Genomic DNA, 17,140 nt, shown 5'->3' with positions numbered 1-17,140 from the left:
CGCTGATCCCGCAGGATCAGGACCCGCCGCCGAGGCCCGGGGGGACGGCGGTGTGCAGGGCCGAGACGAAGGCCGAGATGGCCGGGTGGGAGCCGGCGCCCGCGCGGAAGGCGGCGCGGGTGCGCCGGTACATCGGCAGCCGGGTGAGCACCACCCCCGGCGGGGACTGCGCGATGCCCAGGTGGGGGACGAGCGCCACCCCCTGACCGGCCGCCACCAGGGCCAGCACCGTGGCGAAGTCGTCGATCTGGTGCCGGATCCGGGGCGCGAAGCCGGCGCTCTCGCACGCCCGGACGGCCATGGTGTGGCAGAGCGTCCCCGGCGGCGCCATGATCCACGGCGCGGCGCGGTGCTCGGCGACCGTGCCGGGGGCGCGGGCCGCCAGGTACATCGGCTCGGTGAACACCGGGCGGGTCACCGCGAGGCCGGGCTCCGGGTCGGCCGGCACGAGGTCGTACTCGTGCACCAGCGCCACGTCCAGCTCGCCCGCGCGCAGCGCCGCCGCGACGGCCGCCGGGTCCACCTCGTTCACCATCGGCTCCAGCCCCGGGTGCCAGCCGGCCAGCTCGGCGAGGACCGCCGGGATGATCGCCTTGGCCGCCGACGGGTAGGTGCCGATCCGCAGCGGACCGGCCAGCCCGTCACGGGTGTGGGCGAGTTCGGCGTCCGCCTGCTCCAGCCGCTCCAGCACCGCCTCGGCGTGCCGCACCAGGTTCCGCCCGGCCGGGGTGAGCGCCACCCGCCGCCCGGTGCGCTCCAGCAGCGGGACGCCGGCCTCCTTCTCCAGGACGGACAGCTGCTGGGAGACGGCCGAAGGGCTGAACGACAGCGCCTCGGCGACGGCGGCGATGGTGCCGAGATGGGCGAGTTCGCGCAGCAGGCGCAGGCGTCGGACGTCGAGCATCGGCTCAGCTTACGAGAAGCGTCGGAAATGTGAACTGGACCTGCGGGATGGCCGGACCGCAGGATCGTGGCCATGGAACTCAAGGGCATCTACGTCCCCCTGGTCACCCCCTTCGCCGCCGACGGCTCGGTCGCCCTGGACGCGCTGGACAAGCTGGCCCGCTCGGTGCTCGGCGGCGGAGCGGCCGGGCTGGTCGCGCTCGGCACCACCGGCGAGCCCGCCACCCTGGACGCGGCGGAGAAGCGGGCCGTGGTCGAGCTCTGCGCCGCCGTCTGCGCCGAGCTGGGCGGGCAGCTGGTGGTCGGTGCCGGCGGGCCGGACACCCGGGCGGCCGCCGAGGAGCTGGCGGGCCTGCGCGAGCGGGTGCCGGGCGCGGCGGCCGCGCTGGTCACCGCGCCGTCGTTCGTCCGGCCGGGCGAGGCCGGGACGCTGGCGCACTTCCGGGCGCTGGCCGGGGCGAGCTCGGTGCCGCTTGTCGTCTACCACATCCCGTACCGCACCGGTCAGGCGCTCTCGGCCGCCGCGCTGGGCGAACTCGCGGCCCTGCCGGGCGTGGTGGGCGTCAAGTACGCGACCGGCGCGCTGGACCAGGACGCCGTGGAGCTGCTCGCCGCCGGACCGGCCGGCTTCGCGGTGCTGGCTGGGGAGGACACCTTCCTCGCGCCGATGCTGGCGCTGGGCGCGGCCGGCGGCATCCTGGCCTCCGCCCACCTGGCCACCGCCCGGTTCGTCGAGCTGGCCGCCGCCTGGGAGCGCGGGGACGTCGCGCGGGCCCGCGCGCTGGGCCACCGGCTGACCGCGCTGTCGGCCGCCGCGTTCGCCGCGCCCAACCCGAGCGTGATCAAGGGCGTGCTGCACGCCCAGGGCCTGATTCCCACCCCGGCGGTGCGGCTGCCGCTGCTGCCGGCCGGCCCGGCCGAGACCGCGCGGGCGCTGGAGCTCGCCACCGGTCTGGACCACTGAGCAGGTCCGGGCCTCTCACACCGTGGAATGCCAGGTCGCGCCCCGCCCGTGGCAAGGCATGATGGGCAGAGTGCGGCTGTGAACAGCAACATCAAGAGGAGTTGTCGGAATGAAGATCGGCATTGTCGGGGCCACCGGCCAGGTCGGCGGCGTGGTCCGCGAGATCCTGGCGGAGCGCGCGGGTCGCGAGGGCGGCCTGGGCCCGGTGGAGCAGCTGCGGCTGTTCGCCTCCGCCCGCTCGGCCGGGCGCACCCTGCCGTGGCAGGGCACCGAGATCACCGTCGAGGACGCGGCCACGGCCGACTACACCGGCCTGGACATCGTGATCTTCTCGGCCGGCGGTGCCACCTCCAAGGCGCTCGCCCCCAAGGTCGCCGCGGCCGGCGCGGTCGTGATCGACAACTCCTCCGCCTGGCGCCGTGACCCCGAGGTCCCGCTGGTCGTCTCCGAGGTCAACCCGGAGGCGATCACCGACCGCCCCAAGGGCATCATCGCCAACCCGAACTGCACCACCATGGCCGCCATGCCGGTGCTGCGCCCGCTGCACGAGGAGGCCGGCCTCGCCGCGCTCGTCGTCTCCACCTACCAGGCCGTCTCCGGCAGTGGCGTGGCCGGCGTGGCCGAGCTGCAGGACCAGGCCGCCAAGGTGGTCGACGGCGCCTCGGCCCTCGCCCACGACGGCGCGGCGGTCGAGTTCCCCGAGCCCAAGGTCTACAAGCGGCCGATCGCCTTCAACGTGGTGCCGCTGGCCGGCTCGATCGTCGAGGACGGCTCCAACGAGACCGACGAGGAGCAGAAGCTCCGCCACGAGAGCCGCAAGATCCTCGGCATCCCCGAGCTGAAGGTGGCCGGCACCTGCGTGCGCGTGCCGGTCTTCTCCGGCCACTCGCTGCAGATCAACGCCCGCTTCGAGCGCGCGATCAGCCCCGAGCGCGCGGTCGAGCTGCTCACCGGCGCCCCCGGCGTCGAGCTGAGCGAGATCCCCACCCCGCTGCAGGCGGCCGGCCGCGACCCGAGCTACGTCGGCCGCATCCGGGCCGACGAGACGGTGGAGCACGGCCTGTCGCTGTTCCTCTCCAACGACAACCTGCGCAAGGGCGCCGCGCTCAACGCCGTCCAGCTGGCCGAGCTGGTCGCCGCCGAGCTCCGGGGCTGAGCACCAGGCCGCACGCGCCGCGCGCCCGGCCGCAGCCCGACACCGAGCGGCCCCCGTCCTCCGGGACGGGGGCCCGTCGCGTTCCCGTCGTGATCCCCCGTCGTGCTCCCGTCGTGATCCCCCGCCGCGTTCCCTTCGCGTTCCCGGCCGTTGCCGGACCGCGACATCCGCCGAGGTTCGGCGCGCGAACCAGGGGTAAAGGTGACCCAACGATCGGGCGGCTGCGGGCCTCCCTCACCCCATCCGGGCCCGGCCGCCGGGCGGACCGCGCCCACCCGGCACCGCGACCGGCGGCGCCTGACCCCGAGGGCGAGCGGAAAGAGGTGCGCGATGGACCGCTGTGTCGTCCTGGTGGACGCGGGATACCTGCTGGGCGCCGCCGCCAGCCTGCTCGCGGGGGATCCTTCGCGCTCCCGGGTCACCGTCGACCACACCGCGCTCATCACCGCCCTGCGCGAGCGGGCCGAGGCCGAGACCGGCCTGCCGCTGCTGCGGATCTACTGGTTCGACGCCGCACCCGACCGCCGCCCGATGCCGGAGCACCGCCGCCTGCGGGTGCTGCCCCGGGTGACCGTCCGGCTCGGCGCGCTGACCCGGGCCGAGGGCCGCTGGGTGCAGAAGGGCGTGGACGCGGCGATGCACGCCGAGCTCTCCGAACTCGCCCGCAACCGGGCCTGCGCCGACGTCGTGCTGATCACCGGCGACGGTGACCTGCTGCCCGGCATGATGTCCGCCAAGGAGCACGGCGTGGTCGTCCACCTCTGGGCGCTGCAGGCCGCCGACGGCGACTTCAACCAGTCCGAGGACCTGGTCGGCGAGGCCGACGAGCGGCGGGTGCTCGACCGGGAGTGGATCGAGGGGTCGTTCAGCCTGCGGGACAACGCCGCCGTCTTCCCCGCGCCCGGGCCGCGGCACGAGATCGCCAAGATCCTGGCCGCACCGCCGGCCGGCATGCCCGGCGTGGTGCCGGTGCCCGCGGTCCGCCCCGGGCCGGCCCCGGCCGCGGTGCCGGCGGCCAACGGGCGCCCGGCCCCGGCGGCCGCCACCGCGCTCAAGGTCGTCCCCACGCCCAAGGACATAGCGGGCCGCACCGCCGCCGCGCCGCCCGCCGCGGCGAGCCACCCGGCCGGTCCGGTGCTGCGCTGGTCCTCCGACCGCGGCTGGGTGGAGCGGCCCGCCGCCGAGCAGGCCGCCACCGCCGGCGACTGCCTGCCCACCCTGGCCCAGCTGACCACCGCCGAGCAGCGCTGGGCCGACCGCGAGGAGGACATCACCTCGATCGGCGGCGACGCCCACGAGGTCGGCCAGGTGTTCGCCCGCCGCTGGTGCGAGCGGATCGGCAACGCCGAGCGGCTCACCGTGCTCTGGCCCGACTACCCGCGCATCCCGCACCGGGTCGACGGCGAGCTGCTGCGCTACGCCGCCCGGTTCGGTCTGCTCGCGCACAAGGACGACCAGATCGACGAGCACGACCGGTACGCGATCCGGGCCGGCTTCTGGAAGGAGCTGTCCGGGCGGGTCCCCGGCGGGGACCTCGTCGTGGACGACTGACCCGGACCGGTCCGGGCCCCGCCGGTTCCGGGGGACCAGGCCCCCTTGTCCGGTTCGCGGGCCGCACGGCGTAGAGTCTTCGCTCGTGAGTGAGGGCAGCGCGTGAACCGTCCAGAGGCGACCTCGCCGTGCTGTGCCGTACGCGACCTGGTCAAGACGTACCGCTCCGGGCGCGGTGCCGCCGCCGCCGACGTCCGGGCCAACGACGGGGTCACCCTGACCGTCGGGCAGGGTGAGATCTTCGGCCTGCTCGGGCCCAACGGCGCCGGCAAGTCGACCCTGGTCCGCCAGCTCACCGGGCTGCTGCGGCCCGACTCCGGCTCCGTCGAGATCCTCGGCCACGACGTGGTCCGCCACCCCGAGCGGGCCGCCCGGCTGCTCGGCTACCTCGGCCAGGAGTCCACCGCGCTGGACGAGCTGACCGTGGCGCTCGCCGCCGAGACCACCGGCCGGCTGCGCGGCCTCAGCCGGGCACGGGCCCGCGCGGAGGCCGCCGACGTGCTCACCGAGCTGGCCCTCGAACCGCTCGCCCACCGCCCGCTCGCCAAGCTCTCCGGCGGCCAGCGCCGGCTCGCCTGCTTCGCCGCCGCGCTGGTGGGGGAGCGGCCGCTGCTCGTCCTCGACGAGCCGACCACCGGCATGGACCCGGTCGCCCGCCGCGCCGTCTGGAGCGCCGTCGAGCGGCGCCGGACCGAGCGGCGCACCACCGTCCTGCTGGTCACCCACAACGTGATCGAGGCGGAGACCGTGCTGGACCGGGTCGCCGTGCTGGACGACGGCCGGGTGATCGCCTGCGACACGCCCGGCGGACTCAAGGCCCTGGTCGACGGCGACGTCCGGCTGGACCTGGTCTGGCGGGACGAGGCCCCGCTCGCCGTGCCCGCCGTCGCGGAGCTGGCCGAGCGCGCCGAGCGCACCGGCCGCCGCTGGACCGTGCGCACCACCCCCGAGGAGGCCCGCGAGCTGGTCGCCGCCGTCACCACCGGCCCGGCCTTCGCCGCCCTGGACGACTTCACCCTGGCCACCCCGAGCCTTGAGGACGCCTACCTCAAGCTGGGCGGCCGCCATGGAGGACTGGTCAAGTGACGCTGCTCTCCGCGCCGCCGCAGACCAGCGGGACGACGGACACCGGGCCCGCCCCGCTGGCCCCGGCCGCCCGGCTGCTGCCCGCGCTGGCCGCCGTGTACCGGGCACAGCTGGCCCGTGCCAAGGTGGCCCGGATCCCGCTGCTGTTCGTCGCCACCTTCCAGTCGCTCGGCATCCTGGTGATGATGCGCGGCGTGGTCGACCCGGGGGAGACGGCGGCCGCGCGGTCGGTGGTGGCCGGGTCCAGCGTGCTGGTGGTGGCGTTCGTGGCGCTCAACCTGCTGGCCCAGTACTTCGGACGGCTGCGGGCGACCGGCGGCCTCGACCACTACGCGACGCTGCCCGTCCCGGCCGCCTCGGTGGTGCTCGGCGCGGCCGCCGCGTACGCCTCGTTCACGCTGCCCGGCGCGGTCGTGACGGCCGCGGCCGGGGCCGTGATGTTCGGGCTGCCGCTGGGGCAGCTCTGGGTGCTGCTCGCGGTGGTGCCGCTGGCCGGGGCGGCGCTCTCCGGGCTCGGTGCGGCCTGCGGGCTGCTCGCGCCCCGGCAGGAGATCGCCACCATGCTGGGGCAGCTCGGCATGTCGGCGGCGCTGCTGCTCGGGGTGCTCCCGGTGGACCACCTGCCGCAGCCGGTGCTCTGGCTGCGCGACCTGCTGCCCTCCACGTACGGGGTCGAGGCCTTCGCCCGGACCTTCGCCGCCGATCCGGACTGGGCGCAGGTGGCGGGCAACCTCGCGGTCTGCGCCGGGGTGGGAGTGGTGTCGCTGGCCGTCGCCACCTGGGCCTACCGGCGGGCCACCACCCGGTAGGCCCTGTCCGGCCCGGGCGGCCGCCCGGGCGGCGGTCGGGGCCGCGGTCCGGCGTCCACGGTCCGGGTGGCGGGTCCGTTCCGGCGGCGCTCGTGAAACGATGGGCGGGTGACCGTACCGAACACACCTCCGGATCCCCTGCACACGGCTGCGGGCGCCGACGCGGACACCTCCGCCCCGAACCCGTTCGCGCCGCCGGAGGCGCCGGCCCGGGCCTTCGAACGGAAGGCTGACACCCCCGCGCTCCAGCGGCTGCTGCCCGAGCTGAAGGTCGGGGCGGTCACGGTGCTGGTCTGCCTGTTGCTGGGGGTGGCGATGGCGGCCCTCTGGGCGTGGCTGGCGCCGAAGGTGCCGCTGGTGGTCGACGGCAACAAGATCCTCTACGGCGACCCGGAGGGCGAGCAGCGGGCCGGGGCGGACAGCATGTTCGTCCTGATCGGCCTGGGCATGGGCGTCCTGACGGCGCTCGGGGCCTTCCTCGCCACCCGGCGGCGCGGCGGCGGGATCGCGGTGGCGGTCGGCCTCGCGGTCGGCGGGCTGCTGGCCTCGGTCGGCGCCTGGGGCCTGGGGCGCCGGCTCGGCCCGGGCAGCGACCTGGTCGCCGAGGCCAAGCGGGTCGGCGACGGCGGCCACTTCAACGCCGACATCGACCTCGGGGCGTACGGCGCGCTGCTGGCCTGGCCGATGGCCGCCATGGTGGTGCTGCTGGCGCTCTCCGCGGCGTTCGGCAAGCGCGAGGAGGACCCGCCGCCGTACTGGGCCGGCCCCTACGCCGGGCAGCAGCCGCCGGCCGGTCTGCCGTCCGCTCCCACGGACGCCGCTCCCGGCCCGGTCGACGCCGCTCCCGGCCCGGCGGGGCGGCCGCAGGACGGGCCGGACCGGGCCTGAGCGCCACCGGGCGCGGGTCGGCCGCCCGATCGGACGGCGGGCTCAGCGCCCGATCGGGGCGGTGCTGGCGCCGGTGAGTGCGACCAGGTCGGCGGGGGTCAGTTCGACCTCCAGGCCGCGGCGGCCGGCCGAGACGTAGACCGTGGGGTGGGCGAGCGCGCTGTCGTCCACCACGGTGCGCAGCGCCCGGCGCTGCCCGAGCGGGGAGATGCCGCCGCGGACGTAGCCGCTGCTGCGCTCGGCGGCGGCCGGGTCGGCCATCGCGGCGCGCTTGCCGCCGACGGCCGCGGCGAGCGCCTTCAGATCGAGCTGCCCGGCCACCGGGACGACGCCCACGGTGAGGACGCCGTCCACGTCGGCCACCAGCGTCTTGAACACCCGCTCGGCGGTGACCCCGAGCGCCTCGGCGGCCTCGCCGCCGTAGGAGGCGGCCGCCGGGTCGTGCTCGTAGGCGTGCACGGTGAACGCGACGGCGGCGTTCTCCAGGGCGACCGTGGCCGGGGTGCCCTGGCCGCCCTTCTTCGGCTTCCTGGCCATCTGCGGAACCTCCGGGACGGGAGTCGGTCGGGCTCGGCGGCCGGGGCCGTCGGTCGGGACGGTCAGTTGGGGCTGAACGACTGGCGGGTCAGGTCGACCGCCGGGAGCGAGGGCAGCCAGCTCAGCACGGACGACTCGCGGCGCAGCAGCTCCAGCTCGGTGCGCAGCCGCTGGGCGGTGTCCGGGCAGGCGAGCAGCTCCTGCTTCACCGGCGTGCCGAGCACCGAGGCGGCGGCCACCAGGTAGGAGAGCACCTGCGGATCGTCCGGCAGCTGCTGGTGGCCGACGGTGCTGGCCTCGCGGGCCCCGGCCAGCCGCTTCTGGTACGTCCGGAACGCCCGCTCCACGCCGGCGGCCAGCGCCCCCGCACCCTCGCCGGGCTGCTCCTCGATCGGCTCGATCTCGCCGACCAGGTACGGGCCGCCGGTGTCGACCGAGCGCAGCCGGAACCGGGTGGTGCCGGTGACCAGCAGTTCGTACCGGCCGTCGGGCTGCTCCTGGGTGGAGGCGATGTCGGCCACGCAGCCGATGTGGTACATCGCTTCGAGCGGGTCGCCGGTGACGGTGCCCAGGCCGTCGAGCGCACCGGCCGGCCCGTCGTCGGCCCGGACCGGCGCGACCTCGCGGCCGTCCCGGATGGCGAGGATGCCGAACCGGCGGGGCTGCTCCTCGGGCAGCGCGAGCAGGTCGGCGACGAGACGGCGGTAGCGCTCCTCGAAGACGTTCAGGGGCAGCACCAGGCCCGGGTAGAGCACGGTGTTCAGCGGGAAGAGCGGCAGCCGTTCTGTCACGGCGCACAGCGTAGTTCCCCCGGGCCCCGGTCCGCCCGGGGGTTAACCGCGCTGGAGCATCCGGGTGGCGCCGGCCGCGACGGTGGTGGCCAGGACCCAGCCGACGATCACCAGGCCGGAGACGACCCACTGGTCGGCGCCGCCCGGGTTCCAGCCCTGCTGGCCGAGGTCCACGACCGGGAGCAGCTGGCCCAGCGCGTACAGCACCGGGTTCCAGTGCGGCTTCTCGTCGGCCTTGAGCGGCTGCAGCTCGTGGGTGGCGAAGTAGGCGCTGCCGAGCGCCCAGGCGAGCAGCAGCCAGAGCGCGGCCCGGCCGGGCCGGAAGCCGTAGCCGACGGTGACGTCCTGCATCCGGCCCCAGATCCGGGCCGGCAGCGGCAGGGTCTGCCGGCGCCGGCGCTGCTTGGCGTAGAGCACCTCGCGGGCGTCGTCGTCGGCGCCGTCACGGCGCAGCGCGGCGGCCAGCTGCTCGTAGGACTCGGGCTGGAACTCCACGGAGGAGCCCTCCAGCCAGGCGATCCGCTGCTGGACGGTGAACGGGGCGACCGGGCGCAGGCACTCGTAGGTGAAACCGGTCAGTCCGAGCCGCCTGCCCCGCGGCCAGGCGTCGGGGGCGTCGACCAGGTTGCCGATCCGGGCCCGGGAGAGCGAGACGGCGCCGGTGGGCGGGACCTTGCAGCTGAAGCGGAGCTCGGGCGTCTGGATGCGGCGCAGGGAGAGCTCGTCGTCCCCCTCCAGGTGGAACTCGCCGGAGATCAGGCAGGCGCTCTCGAACCGGCTGTCCGAGAGCCGGACCCTGCCGTGGGCGCGGAACGGCGTGCTCGGCGCGTCGGAGGCCGGGCTCTCGCCGTAGCCGGAGCCGTAGTAGGCCTCGGAGCCGACCCAGCCGAAGTCGGCGGAGCTGGTCAGGTAGAGCGTGTGGCCGACCGTCATCCGGACGGCGTTGAGGCAGGTGCGGTTGCCGGGGACGGCGTGCAGCTGGGCGCCGCGCAGCGACAGCCGGCCGCCGATCCGGCAGGTGCGCAGCGACAGCTCGCCGCGGACCTCGATCCGTTCCGCCTCGACGTCCTGGTTGACGCCGAGCCCGTCGGCGGAGACCGCCCGGCCGTACCGGTCGGCGCCGAGCACGCTCTGGTTGAGCAGCAGGTCGGTGCCGATCCGGGCGTCGGTGAGCCGCAGGCCCTCGGGTATTCGGCAGCGGGCCAGGTGGAGGTCGCCGGTGGTGACGAGGCGGGAGGCCTCCAGCCGCGGGACCAGGCAGCCGACGAAGCGCAGCGTGCCGGCCTCGGCCTCGGACATCAGGACCTTCTGCTCGAACCGGCAGTCGTGCAGCTCGACGTAGTGCCCGATGGTGCCGCCGGCCAGCCGCAGCGGGCCGGTGATCCGGGCCCCGGTCAGCTTGAGCGAGGCGACCCGCCCGGGGACGGCGGCCGGCCCGTCCAGCAGGAGCCGGGACAGCACCTCGGCGCGGACGGTCCGCTCGGGCCCCCATTCGGCCTCGCCGAAGGGGTCGTCCTGCTCCGCGTCGCCGGCCCGCAGGTCGTGGATCCGGCCGTGTCGGAACGCCTCCCAGAGCCCCTGCTCCACCCGAGTCCAGCCGTCAGGTGCCCGTTCCGCCATCGTTCCCCCGTGTTCCCCGTCGTCTCGCCCTTCGTATCACGGACTGAAATGCGGGACCGTCGATTCCGGCCACTCCTTACACTGGGTGGCGTGATCTCTCGAATCGATCTGCGCGGCTCGCTCGACGACCCGCGTGACCTGCTGCCCCGTGCCGACTTCGACGTCGCGGCCGCCCTGGAGAAGGTGCGGCCGATCGCCGAGGACGTACGCCATCGCGGGGTCACGGCGCTGATCGAGATCACCGAGCGGTTCGACGGCGTGCGGCTGGAGTCCACCCGGGTGCCCGCCGAGCAGATCGCCGAGGCCCTGGAGGGGCTGGACCCGAAGGTCCGGGCCGCCCTGGAGGAGTCGATCCGCCGCGCCCGCACCGTCCACGCCGACCAGCGCCGCACCGGGCACACCACCCAGGTGGTGCCCGGCGGCACCGTCACGCAGCGCTGGGTGCCCGTCGACCGGGTCGGCCTCTACGTGCCGGGCGGCCTGGCCGTCTACCCGTCCTCCGTGGTGATGAACGTGGTGCCCGCGCAGGAGGCCGGCGTCACCGGCATCGCCGTCACCTCGCCGCCGCAGAAGGCCTTCGGCGGCCGGGTGCACCCGACCATCCTGGCGGCCTGCGCGCTGCTCGGCGTCACCGAGGTGTACGCGGTCGGCGGCGCCCAGGCGGTCGCCATGTTCGCCCTCGGCACCGAGGAGTGCGCGCCGGTGAACATGGTCACCGGCCCGGGCAACATCTACGTGGCCGCCGCCAAGCGCTACTTCTCCGGCCGGATCGGCATCGACTCGGAGGCCGGCCCGACCGAGATCATGGTGCTCGCCGACGACGGTGCGGACGCCGCCGAGGTGGCCGCCGACCTGATCAGCCAGGCCGAGCACGGCCCGACGTCCGGTTCGGTGCTGGTCACCGACTCGCCGGCGCTGGCCGACGCGGTCGAGGCCGAGCTCAAGGAGCAGGTCGCCCGGACCAGGCACAGCGAGCGGGTGGCCGAGGCGCTCGGCGGTCCGCAGTCCGGCCTGATCCTGGTCGACGACCTGGAGCAGGGCCTGAAGGTGGCCAACGCGTACGCGGCCGAGCACCTGGAGATCCAGACCCGGGACGCCCACGCCGTCGCCGCCGGGGTGCGCAACGCCGGTGCGATCTTCATCGGCCGGTACACCCCCGTGTCGCTCGGCGACTACGCGGCCGGCTCCAACCACGTGCTGCCCACCGGCGGCTGCGCCTGCCACTCCTCCGGGCTCTCCGTGCAGACCTTCCTGCGCGGCGTCCAGGTCGTCGAGTACGACCGCGAGGCCCTGGCCGGCATCGCCGCGCACGTCGTCAACCTGGCGGACGCCGAGGACCTCCCCGGGCACGGCGACGCGATCAAGGCCCGATTCGACTGGAGTGTCCCCGGCTCGTGACGAAGATCGACGACCTCCCGATCCGCGACGAACTGCGCGGACAGACCCCGTACGGCGCACCCCAGCTCGACGTGCCCGTCCAGCTCAACACCAACGAGAACCCGTACCAGCTGCCCGAGGAGCTGGTGGCCCGGATCGCCGAGCGCGTCGCCGAGGCCGCCCGCAACCTCAACCGCTACCCCGACCGGGACGCGGTCGAGCTGCGCGAGGGCCTGGCCGCGTACCTGACCCGCACCACCGGGCACCCGGTGGCCCGGGAGCAGGTCTGGGCCGCCAACGGCTCCAACGAGATCATCCAGCAGCTGCTGCAGACCTTCGGCGGCCCCGGCCGCACGGCGCTCGGCTTCGAGCCCTCGTACTCGATGCACGCCCTGATCTCCCGGGGCACCGGCACCGGCTGGATCTCCGGCCCGCGCAACGAGGACTTCACCATCGACGTGGCCGCCGCCGAGGCGACCATCGCCGAGCACCGGCCGAACGCCGTCTTCATCTGCTCGCCGAACAACCCGACCGGCACCGCGGTCGCCGCCGAGACCGTGCTGCGCCTGTACGACGCCGCGCAGGCCGCCCGGCCCAGCCTGGTGATCGTCGACGAGGCGTACGTCGAGTTCTCGCACCGCGACTCGCTGCTGTCGCTGCTGGCGGGCCGCCCCAACCTGGTGGTCACCCGCACCATGTCCAAGGCCTTCGGCGCGGCCGGCCTGCGGCTGGGCTACCTCGCCGCCGACCCGGCGGTGGTGGACGCGGTGCAGCTGGTCCGGCTGCCGTACCACCTGTCGGCCGTCACCCAGGCCACCGCGCTGGCCTGCCTGGAGCACACCGACACCCTGCTCGGCTACGTCGGCCGGCTCAAGGCGGAGCGCGACCGGCTGGTCGACGCGCTGCGCGGGCTCGGCCTGGAGGTGACCGACTCGGACGCCAACTTCGTCCAGTTCGGCCGCTTCGACGACACCCACGCCGTCTGGCAGGCCATCCTCGACCGCGGCGTCCTGGTCCGGGACAACGGCGTTCCCGGGTGGCTGCGCGTCACCGCCGGCACCCCCGCCGAGAACGACGCCTTCCTGGACGCCGTCAGCACTGTGATCAAGGAGCTGTAACCCCGTATGTCCCGTATCGGACGCATCGAGCGCACCACCAAGGAGACCTCGGTCCTGGTCGAGATCGACCTCGACGGCACCGGCAGGACCGACATCTCCACGGGCGTCGGGTTCTACGACCACATGCTCGACCAGCTCGGCCGCCACGGCCTCTTCGACCTCACCGTGAAGACCGACGGCGACCTGCACATCGACACCCACCACACGATCGAGGACACCGCCCTCGCGCTCGGCGCCGCCTTCAAGCAGGCGCTCGGCGACAAGGTCGGCATCTACCGCTTCGGCAACTGCACGGTGCCGCTGGACGAGTCCCTCGCCCAGGTCACCGTGGACCTCTCCGGCCGCCCCTACCTGGTGCACACCGAGCCGGAGAACATGGCGCCGATGATCGGCAGCTACGACACCACGATGACGCGGCACATCCTGGAGTCCTTCGTGGCGCAGGCCCAGATAGCCCTGCACGTCCACGTGCCGTACGGGCGCAACGCGCACCACATCGTGGAGTGCCAGTTCAAGGCGCTGGCCCGGGCGCTGCGCTACGCCGCCGAGCGCGACCCGCGCGCGGCCGGCATCCTCCCGTCGACCAAGGGTGCGCTGTGAGCAAGTCCGCTGTTGTCCTCCTCTTCGCCGGCCTCTTCCTGGCCGGCGGCGTGATCTCGTTCTGGAAGCAGAAGCAGTCGAAGGGCGTCATCCTCGTGCTCGCGCTGGGCTCGGCGATGTGCCTGGTCTCCGGCCTGATGCGCCTGTAACCGTCGAGCGAACGAAAGACCGGGAAACCTGAACATGGGCAAGAACGTCGTCGTGCTCGACTACGGCTCGGGCAACCTCCGCTCGGCCCAGCGCGCCGTCGAGCGCACGGGCGCGAACGTCACCGTCACCTCCGACTACCGGGAGGCGATGGACGCGGACGGCCTGCTCGTCCCCGGCGTCGGCGCCTTCGAGGCCTGCATGCGCGGGCTCAAGGGCGTCCGGGGCGACTGGATCATCGACCGCCGGCTCTCCGGGGGCCGCCCCGTCCTGGGGATCTGCGTCGGCATGCAGATCCTCTTCGAGAAGGGCGTCGAGCACGGGGTGGAGACCCCCGGCTGCGACGAGTGGCCCGGCACGGTCGAGCCGCTGGACGCGCCGGTCGTCCCGCACATGGGGTGGAACACCGTCGACGCCCCCGAGGGCAGCCGGATGTTCGCCGGCCTCGACGCCGACACCCGCTTCTACTTCGTGCACTCCTACGGGGTGCGGCACTGGGACATGGAGATCCACAGCGCGCGGATCGACCCCCCGCTGGTCACCTGGGCCACCCACGGGCAGCCGTTCGTCGCGGCCGTGGAGAACGGCCCGCTCTGGGCCACCCAGTTCCACCCCGAGAAGTCCGGCGACGCCGGCGCCGCCCTGCTGACCAACTGGGTCAACACCCTCTGACGATCTGAGAGCTGACACCATGAGCCGCCTCGAACTGCTCCCCGCCGTCGACGTCCGGGACGGCCAGGCCGTCCGCCTGGTCAAGGGCGCCTCCGGCACCGAGACCTCCTTCGGCGAGCCGCTCGCCGCCGCCCTCGCCTGGCAGAACGCCGGCGCCGAGTGGCTCCACCTGGTCGACCTGGACGCCGCCTTCGGCACCGGCAGCAACCGCGAGCTCATCCGCGAGGTCACCGGCGCGCTGGACATCAAGGTCGAGCTCTCCGGCGGCATCCGGGACGACGCGTCGCTGGCCGCCGCCCTCGCCACCGGCTGCACCCGGGTCAACCTCGGCACCGCCGCCCTGGAGAGCCCCGAGTGGGTCGCCAAGGTCATCGCCGAGCACGGCGACAAGATCGCCGTCGGCCTGGACGTGGTCGGCACCACCCTGCGCGGCCGTGGCTGGACCAGCGACGGCGGCCAGCTCTTCGACGTGCTGGCCCGCCTCGACGCCGAGGGCTGCGCCCGCTACGTCGTCACCGACGTCAACCGGGACGGCACCCTGACCGGCCCCAACCTGCAGCTGCTGCGCGACGTCTGCGCCGCCACCGACAAGCCGGTGGTCGCCTCCGGCGGCGTCTCCTCGCTGGACGACCTGCGCGCCATCGCCACGCTCGTCGGCGAGGGAGTCGAGGGCGCCATCGTCGGCAAGGCACTCTACGAGCAGAAGTTCACGCTCGAAGAGGCCCTGGAGGCGGTTTCAGGATGACGGAACGCCAGGTCGTGCGCGGTCGGGTCGGCGGAGTCTCCCCCTGGGAGGACGTGTTCGGCACGGTGCAGGCGGTCGCCGCGGGCGACCACGTGCACGTGGCCGGCGCCCGGCCCTTCCAGGGCCGGGCCATCGTCGGCGAGGGCGACCCGTACGAGCAGGCGATCGCCTCCTTCCGGGTCGGCCTGGACGCCCTGGCCGCGTACGGCCTGACGGCGGACGACGTGGTCCTCACCCGGATGTACCTGACCCACACCCGCGACGTGGACGCGGTGGGCCGCGCCCATCGCGAACTCTTCGAAACCGTACGCCCGGTGGCCGCCATGGTGGTGGTCCAGGGCCTGATCGACTCCCGGATGCTGGTCGAGGTGGAAATCGACGCCCACCGGCCCGGGCTGGCAAGCACTGTGGAAGGCGGACAGCCGTGACCCTCGCCGTACGAGTCATCCCCTGCCTGGACGTCGACGCCGGCCGGGTGGTCAAGGGCGTCAACTTCCAGAACCTGCGCGACGCCGGTGACCCGGTCGAGATGGCCAAGCTCTACGACGCCGAGGGCGCCGACGAGCTGACCTTCCTCGACATCACCGCCTCCTCCGGCGACCGCGAGACCACCTACGACGTGGTCCGCCGCACCGCCGAGCAGGTCTTCATCCCGCTGACCGTCGGCGGCGGCATCCGCACCCCCGACGACGTCGACAAGCTGCTGCGGGCCGGCGCCGACAAGATCGGCGTCAACACCGCGGCGATCGCCCGCCCGGAGCTGGTCCGCGAGATCGCCCAGCGGTTCGGCCGTCAGGTCCTGGTCCTCTCGGTGGACGCCCGGCGCTGCCCGGAGGGCACCGAGACGGCCTCCGGCTTCGAGGTCACCACCCACGGCGGGCGCCGGGGGACCGGCCTGGACGCCGTCGAGTGGGCCGGCCGGGCGGCCGAGCTGGGCGCGGGCGAGATCCTGCTCAACTCGATGGACGCGGACGGCACCAAGGACGGCTACGACCTGGAGCTGATCCGGGCGGTCCGCAAGACCGTGTCCGTCCCGGTGATCGCCTCCGGCGGCGCCGGGAAGACGGCCGACTTCGCCCCGGCGGTGGACGCCGGCGCGGACGCGGTGCTGGCCGCGAGCGTCTTCCACTTCGGCGACCTGCGGATCCGCGAGGTCAAGGACGCGCTGCGCGAGGCCGGTCACCCGGTCCGCTGAGCGGTCCAGCGGCGCTCGGCGGAGCACACCGGGGCCCGCCCACCACGCGGTGGGCGGGCCCTGCCGTCGTTCAGGAGTCCTGCGGCTCACCCTTGATCAGCGCGAACGGTGCGCCGAACGGGTCGGCCAGCCAGGCGATCCGGCCGACGTTCGGGACGTCCTCGGCGGCCATCAGCACCTGGCCGCCCGCCGCCTGCGCCCGGCCGACCAGCTCGTCCACCACCTCGGTGGCGAAGTACGGCGTCCAGGACGGCGGCTGGCCCTCGGCCATGATCGGGGCGATGCCGCCGAAGGTGGTGGCCCGCTGGTCGCCCTCGGCGGGGGAGACCACCAGGTAGGTCATCCCCGGCGCGGGGAACTTCTCCGAGCGCCAGCCGAACACCTGCTGGTAGAAGGCGAAGCCGGCCTCCTGGTCCGGGGTGTGCAGCTCGGCCCAGACCAGCGCGTTGTCGGTGGACACCGCGTCCAGCCCCTGGGTGGTGCCGGCCTGCCAGATCGCGAACTGGGCGCCCTGCGGGTCGGTCAGCTGGGCCATCCGGCCGGCTTCCATGACGTCGAACGGCGCGACCCGCACGGTACCGCCGGCCTTCTCGACGGCGGCGGCGGTGGCGTCCGCGTCGGGCGTGCGGAAGTACGTCGTCCAGGCGGACTGCGCGCCCTCCTCGGTCAGCGGACCGACGGCGGCCACGGTCTTGCCGGCGGCCTGCAGGAAGCCGTAGCCGCCGGCCTCCGGGCCGAGGTCCTGGAACGTCCAGCCGAAGACCGCGCCGTAGAAGGTCGCGGCGGCGGCCGGGTCCGGGCTGCCGAGGTCGATCCAGCAGGGCGAGCCGGCGGGAAAGTCGGTGGTGAGCATGGGGTGGTGCTCCTTCGACGTAGCGACGGCCGGCCGACCCCGGACGGGTCGGCGAGGCGGCCCCTAGCGAGTCTGCACCCCGCCACTGACATCCGCAGCCGGACGCGCGCCGGCCGGGCCGCCCACGG

19 protein-coding genes are annotated in these 17,140 nt (G+C 74.6%); 14 read left to right on the top strand and 5 right to left on the bottom strand.

Annotated features, from left to right (window positions below):
* Positions 1-16 precede the first annotated feature (16 nt).
* Positions 17-904, bottom strand: coding sequence for a LysR substrate-binding domain-containing protein (locus RMN57_RS11590; RefSeq protein WP_313763313.1), 888 nt, complete (start codon positions 902-904; stop codon positions 17-19).
* A 72-nt stretch (positions 905-976) separates the two neighbouring features.
* On the opposite strand from RMN57_RS11590, the gene RMN57_RS11585 reads away from it, so the two are divergent.
* The 6 genes from RMN57_RS11585 to RMN57_RS11560 all read left to right on the top strand — a co-directional run bounded on the left by RMN57_RS11585 (position 977) and on the right by RMN57_RS11560 (position 7,357).
* Positions 977-1,867, top strand: coding sequence for a dihydrodipicolinate synthase family protein (locus RMN57_RS11585; RefSeq protein ID WP_313763312.1), 891 nt, complete (start codon positions 977-979; stop codon positions 1,865-1,867).
* 109 nt (positions 1,868-1,976) lie between these two features.
* The gene (locus tag RMN57_RS11580; RefSeq protein WP_313763311.1) at positions 1,977-3,023 is read left to right on the top strand and encodes an aspartate-semialdehyde dehydrogenase; all 1,047 of its coding nucleotides are present in this window, start codon (positions 1,977-1,979) and stop codon (positions 3,021-3,023) included.
* Positions 3,024-3,353: 330 nt separating this feature from the next.
* Positions 3,354-4,574, top strand: coding sequence for an NYN domain-containing protein (locus tag RMN57_RS11575; RefSeq protein ID WP_313763310.1), 1,221 nt, complete (start codon positions 3,354-3,356; stop codon positions 4,572-4,574).
* A gap of 102 nt (positions 4,575-4,676) precedes the next feature.
* Positions 4,677-5,660, top strand: coding sequence for an ABC transporter ATP-binding protein (locus RMN57_RS11570; RefSeq protein ID WP_313763309.1), 984 nt, complete (start codon positions 4,677-4,679; stop codon positions 5,658-5,660).
* Positions 5,657-6,469, top strand: coding sequence for an ABC transporter permease (locus RMN57_RS11565; RefSeq protein ID WP_313763308.1), 813 nt, complete (start codon positions 5,657-5,659; stop codon positions 6,467-6,469). Before RMN57_RS11570 ends, RMN57_RS11565 begins: the two co-directional genes overlap by 4 nt.
* 108 nt (positions 6,470-6,577) lie before the next feature.
* Positions 6,578-7,357: a hypothetical protein gene (locus RMN57_RS11560; protein WP_313763307.1), complete on the top strand. Its 780-nt coding sequence runs from the start codon at positions 6,578-6,580 to the stop codon at positions 7,355-7,357.
* Positions 7,358-7,399: 42 nt separating this feature from the next.
* On the opposite strand, the gene ybaK is transcribed toward RMN57_RS11560, so the two are convergent.
* From ybaK to RMN57_RS11545, 3 genes are all read right to left on the bottom strand, one after another.
* On the bottom strand, positions 7,400-7,894 hold the full coding sequence (ybaK, locus tag RMN57_RS11555) for a Cys-tRNA(Pro) deacylase (RefSeq protein ID WP_313763306.1): 495 nt from the start codon (positions 7,892-7,894) through the stop codon (positions 7,400-7,402).
* Between the two features lie 62 nt (positions 7,895-7,956).
* On the bottom strand, positions 7,957-8,685 hold the full coding sequence (locus RMN57_RS11550; RefSeq protein ID WP_313763305.1) for an LON peptidase substrate-binding domain-containing protein: 729 nt from the start codon (positions 8,683-8,685) through the stop codon (positions 7,957-7,959).
* A gap of 42 nt (positions 8,686-8,727) precedes the next feature.
* Positions 8,728-10,305: an oxidoreductase gene (locus tag RMN57_RS11545; RefSeq protein ID WP_313763304.1), complete on the bottom strand. Its 1,578-nt coding sequence runs from the start codon at positions 10,303-10,305 to the stop codon at positions 8,728-8,730.
* A 90-nt stretch (positions 10,306-10,395) separates the two neighbouring features.
* Here RMN57_RS11545 and hisD point away from each other — a divergent pair, with 90 nt between their 5' ends.
* Genes hisD through hisF form a run of 8 tightly spaced genes read left to right on the top strand, consistent with a single transcriptional unit; the run spans position 10,396 to position 16,159 of the window.
* Entirely contained in the window at positions 10,396-11,703 is a 1,308-nt protein-coding gene (hisD, locus tag RMN57_RS11540; protein WP_313763303.1) for a histidinol dehydrogenase, read from the top strand.
* Positions 11,700-12,800, top strand: coding sequence for a histidinol-phosphate transaminase (locus tag RMN57_RS11535; RefSeq protein WP_313763302.1), 1,101 nt, complete (start codon positions 11,700-11,702; stop codon positions 12,798-12,800). Before hisD ends, RMN57_RS11535 begins: the two co-directional genes overlap by 4 nt.
* A 6-nt stretch (positions 12,801-12,806) precedes the next feature.
* The gene (gene hisB, locus RMN57_RS11530) at positions 12,807-13,400 is read left to right on the top strand and encodes an imidazoleglycerol-phosphate dehydratase HisB (protein WP_238740275.1); all 594 of its coding nucleotides are present in this window, start codon (positions 12,807-12,809) and stop codon (positions 13,398-13,400) included.
* Positions 13,397-13,549, top strand: a complete 153-nt coding sequence (locus tag RMN57_RS11525; protein ID WP_313763301.1) for a hypothetical protein — start codon at positions 13,397-13,399, stop codon at positions 13,547-13,549. The genes hisB and RMN57_RS11525 overlap by 4 nt, the downstream gene beginning before the upstream one ends.
* Before the next feature lie 34 nt (positions 13,550-13,583).
* Positions 13,584-14,219 (top strand): imidazole glycerol phosphate synthase subunit HisH, encoded by a 636-nt coding sequence (hisH, locus tag RMN57_RS11520; RefSeq protein WP_313763300.1) that lies wholly within the window; start codon positions 13,584-13,586, stop codon positions 14,217-14,219.
* Between the two features lie 19 nt (positions 14,220-14,238).
* On the top strand, positions 14,239-14,964 hold the full coding sequence (gene priA, locus RMN57_RS11515; RefSeq protein ID WP_313763299.1) for a bifunctional 1-(5-phosphoribosyl)-5-((5-phosphoribosylamino)methylideneamino)imidazole-4-carboxamide isomerase/phosphoribosylanthranilate isomerase PriA: 726 nt from the start codon (positions 14,239-14,241) through the stop codon (positions 14,962-14,964).
* Positions 14,961-15,392, top strand: coding sequence for a Rid family hydrolase (locus RMN57_RS11510; protein ID WP_313763298.1), 432 nt, complete (start codon positions 14,961-14,963; stop codon positions 15,390-15,392). The genes priA and RMN57_RS11510 overlap by 4 nt, the downstream gene beginning before the upstream one ends.
* The gene (gene hisF, locus RMN57_RS11505) at positions 15,389-16,159 is read left to right on the top strand and encodes an imidazole glycerol phosphate synthase subunit HisF (RefSeq protein ID WP_313763297.1); all 771 of its coding nucleotides are present in this window, start codon (positions 15,389-15,391) and stop codon (positions 16,157-16,159) included. The genes RMN57_RS11510 and hisF overlap by 4 nt, the downstream gene beginning before the upstream one ends.
* Positions 16,160-16,229: 70 nt before the next feature.
* On the opposite strand, the gene RMN57_RS11500 is transcribed toward hisF, so the two are convergent.
* Positions 16,230-17,012 (bottom strand): VOC family protein, encoded by a 783-nt coding sequence (locus tag RMN57_RS11500; protein WP_313763296.1) that lies wholly within the window; start codon positions 17,010-17,012, stop codon positions 16,230-16,232.
* Positions 17,013-17,140: the final 128 nt, after the last annotated feature.

Origin of the sequence: Kitasatospora sp. CM 4170, from assembly GCF_032110285.1 — a bacterium.
GTDB classification, from domain to species: Bacteria; Actinomycetota; Actinomycetes; order Streptomycetales; family Streptomycetaceae; genus Kitasatospora; species Kitasatospora aburaviensis.
The sequence above is the reverse complement of the archived record's forward strand: the minus strand, read 5'-3'. Positions and strand labels throughout refer to the sequence as shown.

Bases quoted from the DNA above. Each gene is read 5' to 3' on its own strand.
- RMN57_RS11590 (WP_313763313.1), bottom strand. From the start codon at position 904: ATGCTCGACGTCCGACGCCTGCGCCTGCTGCGCGAACTCGCCCATCTC.
- RMN57_RS11510 (WP_313763298.1), top strand. From the start codon at position 14,961: ATGACGGAACGCCAGGTCGTGCGCGGTCGGGTCGGCGGAGTCTCCCCC.
- ybaK (WP_313763306.1), bottom strand. From the start codon at position 7,894: ATGGCCAGGAAGCCGAAGAAGGGCGGCCAGGGCACCCCGGCCACGGTC.
- RMN57_RS11585 (WP_313763312.1), top strand. From the start codon at position 977: ATGGAACTCAAGGGCATCTACGTCCCCCTGGTCACCCCCTTCGCCGCC.
- priA (WP_313763299.1), top strand. From the start codon at position 14,239: ATGAGCCGCCTCGAACTGCTCCCCGCCGTCGACGTCCGGGACGGCCAG.
- RMN57_RS11575 (WP_313763310.1), top strand. From the start codon at position 3,354: ATGGACCGCTGTGTCGTCCTGGTGGACGCGGGATACCTGCTGGGCGCC.
- RMN57_RS11580 (WP_313763311.1), top strand. From the start codon at position 1,977: ATGAAGATCGGCATTGTCGGGGCCACCGGCCAGGTCGGCGGCGTGGTC.
- hisB (WP_238740275.1), top strand. From the start codon at position 12,807: ATGTCCCGTATCGGACGCATCGAGCGCACCACCAAGGAGACCTCGGTC.
- RMN57_RS11545 (WP_313763304.1), bottom strand. From the start codon at position 10,305: ATGGCGGAACGGGCACCTGACGGCTGGACTCGGGTGGAGCAGGGGCTC.
- hisH (WP_313763300.1), top strand. From the start codon at position 13,584: ATGGGCAAGAACGTCGTCGTGCTCGACTACGGCTCGGGCAACCTCCGC.
- RMN57_RS11500 (WP_313763296.1), bottom strand. From the start codon at position 17,012: ATGCTCACCACCGACTTTCCCGCCGGCTCGCCCTGCTGGATCGACCTC.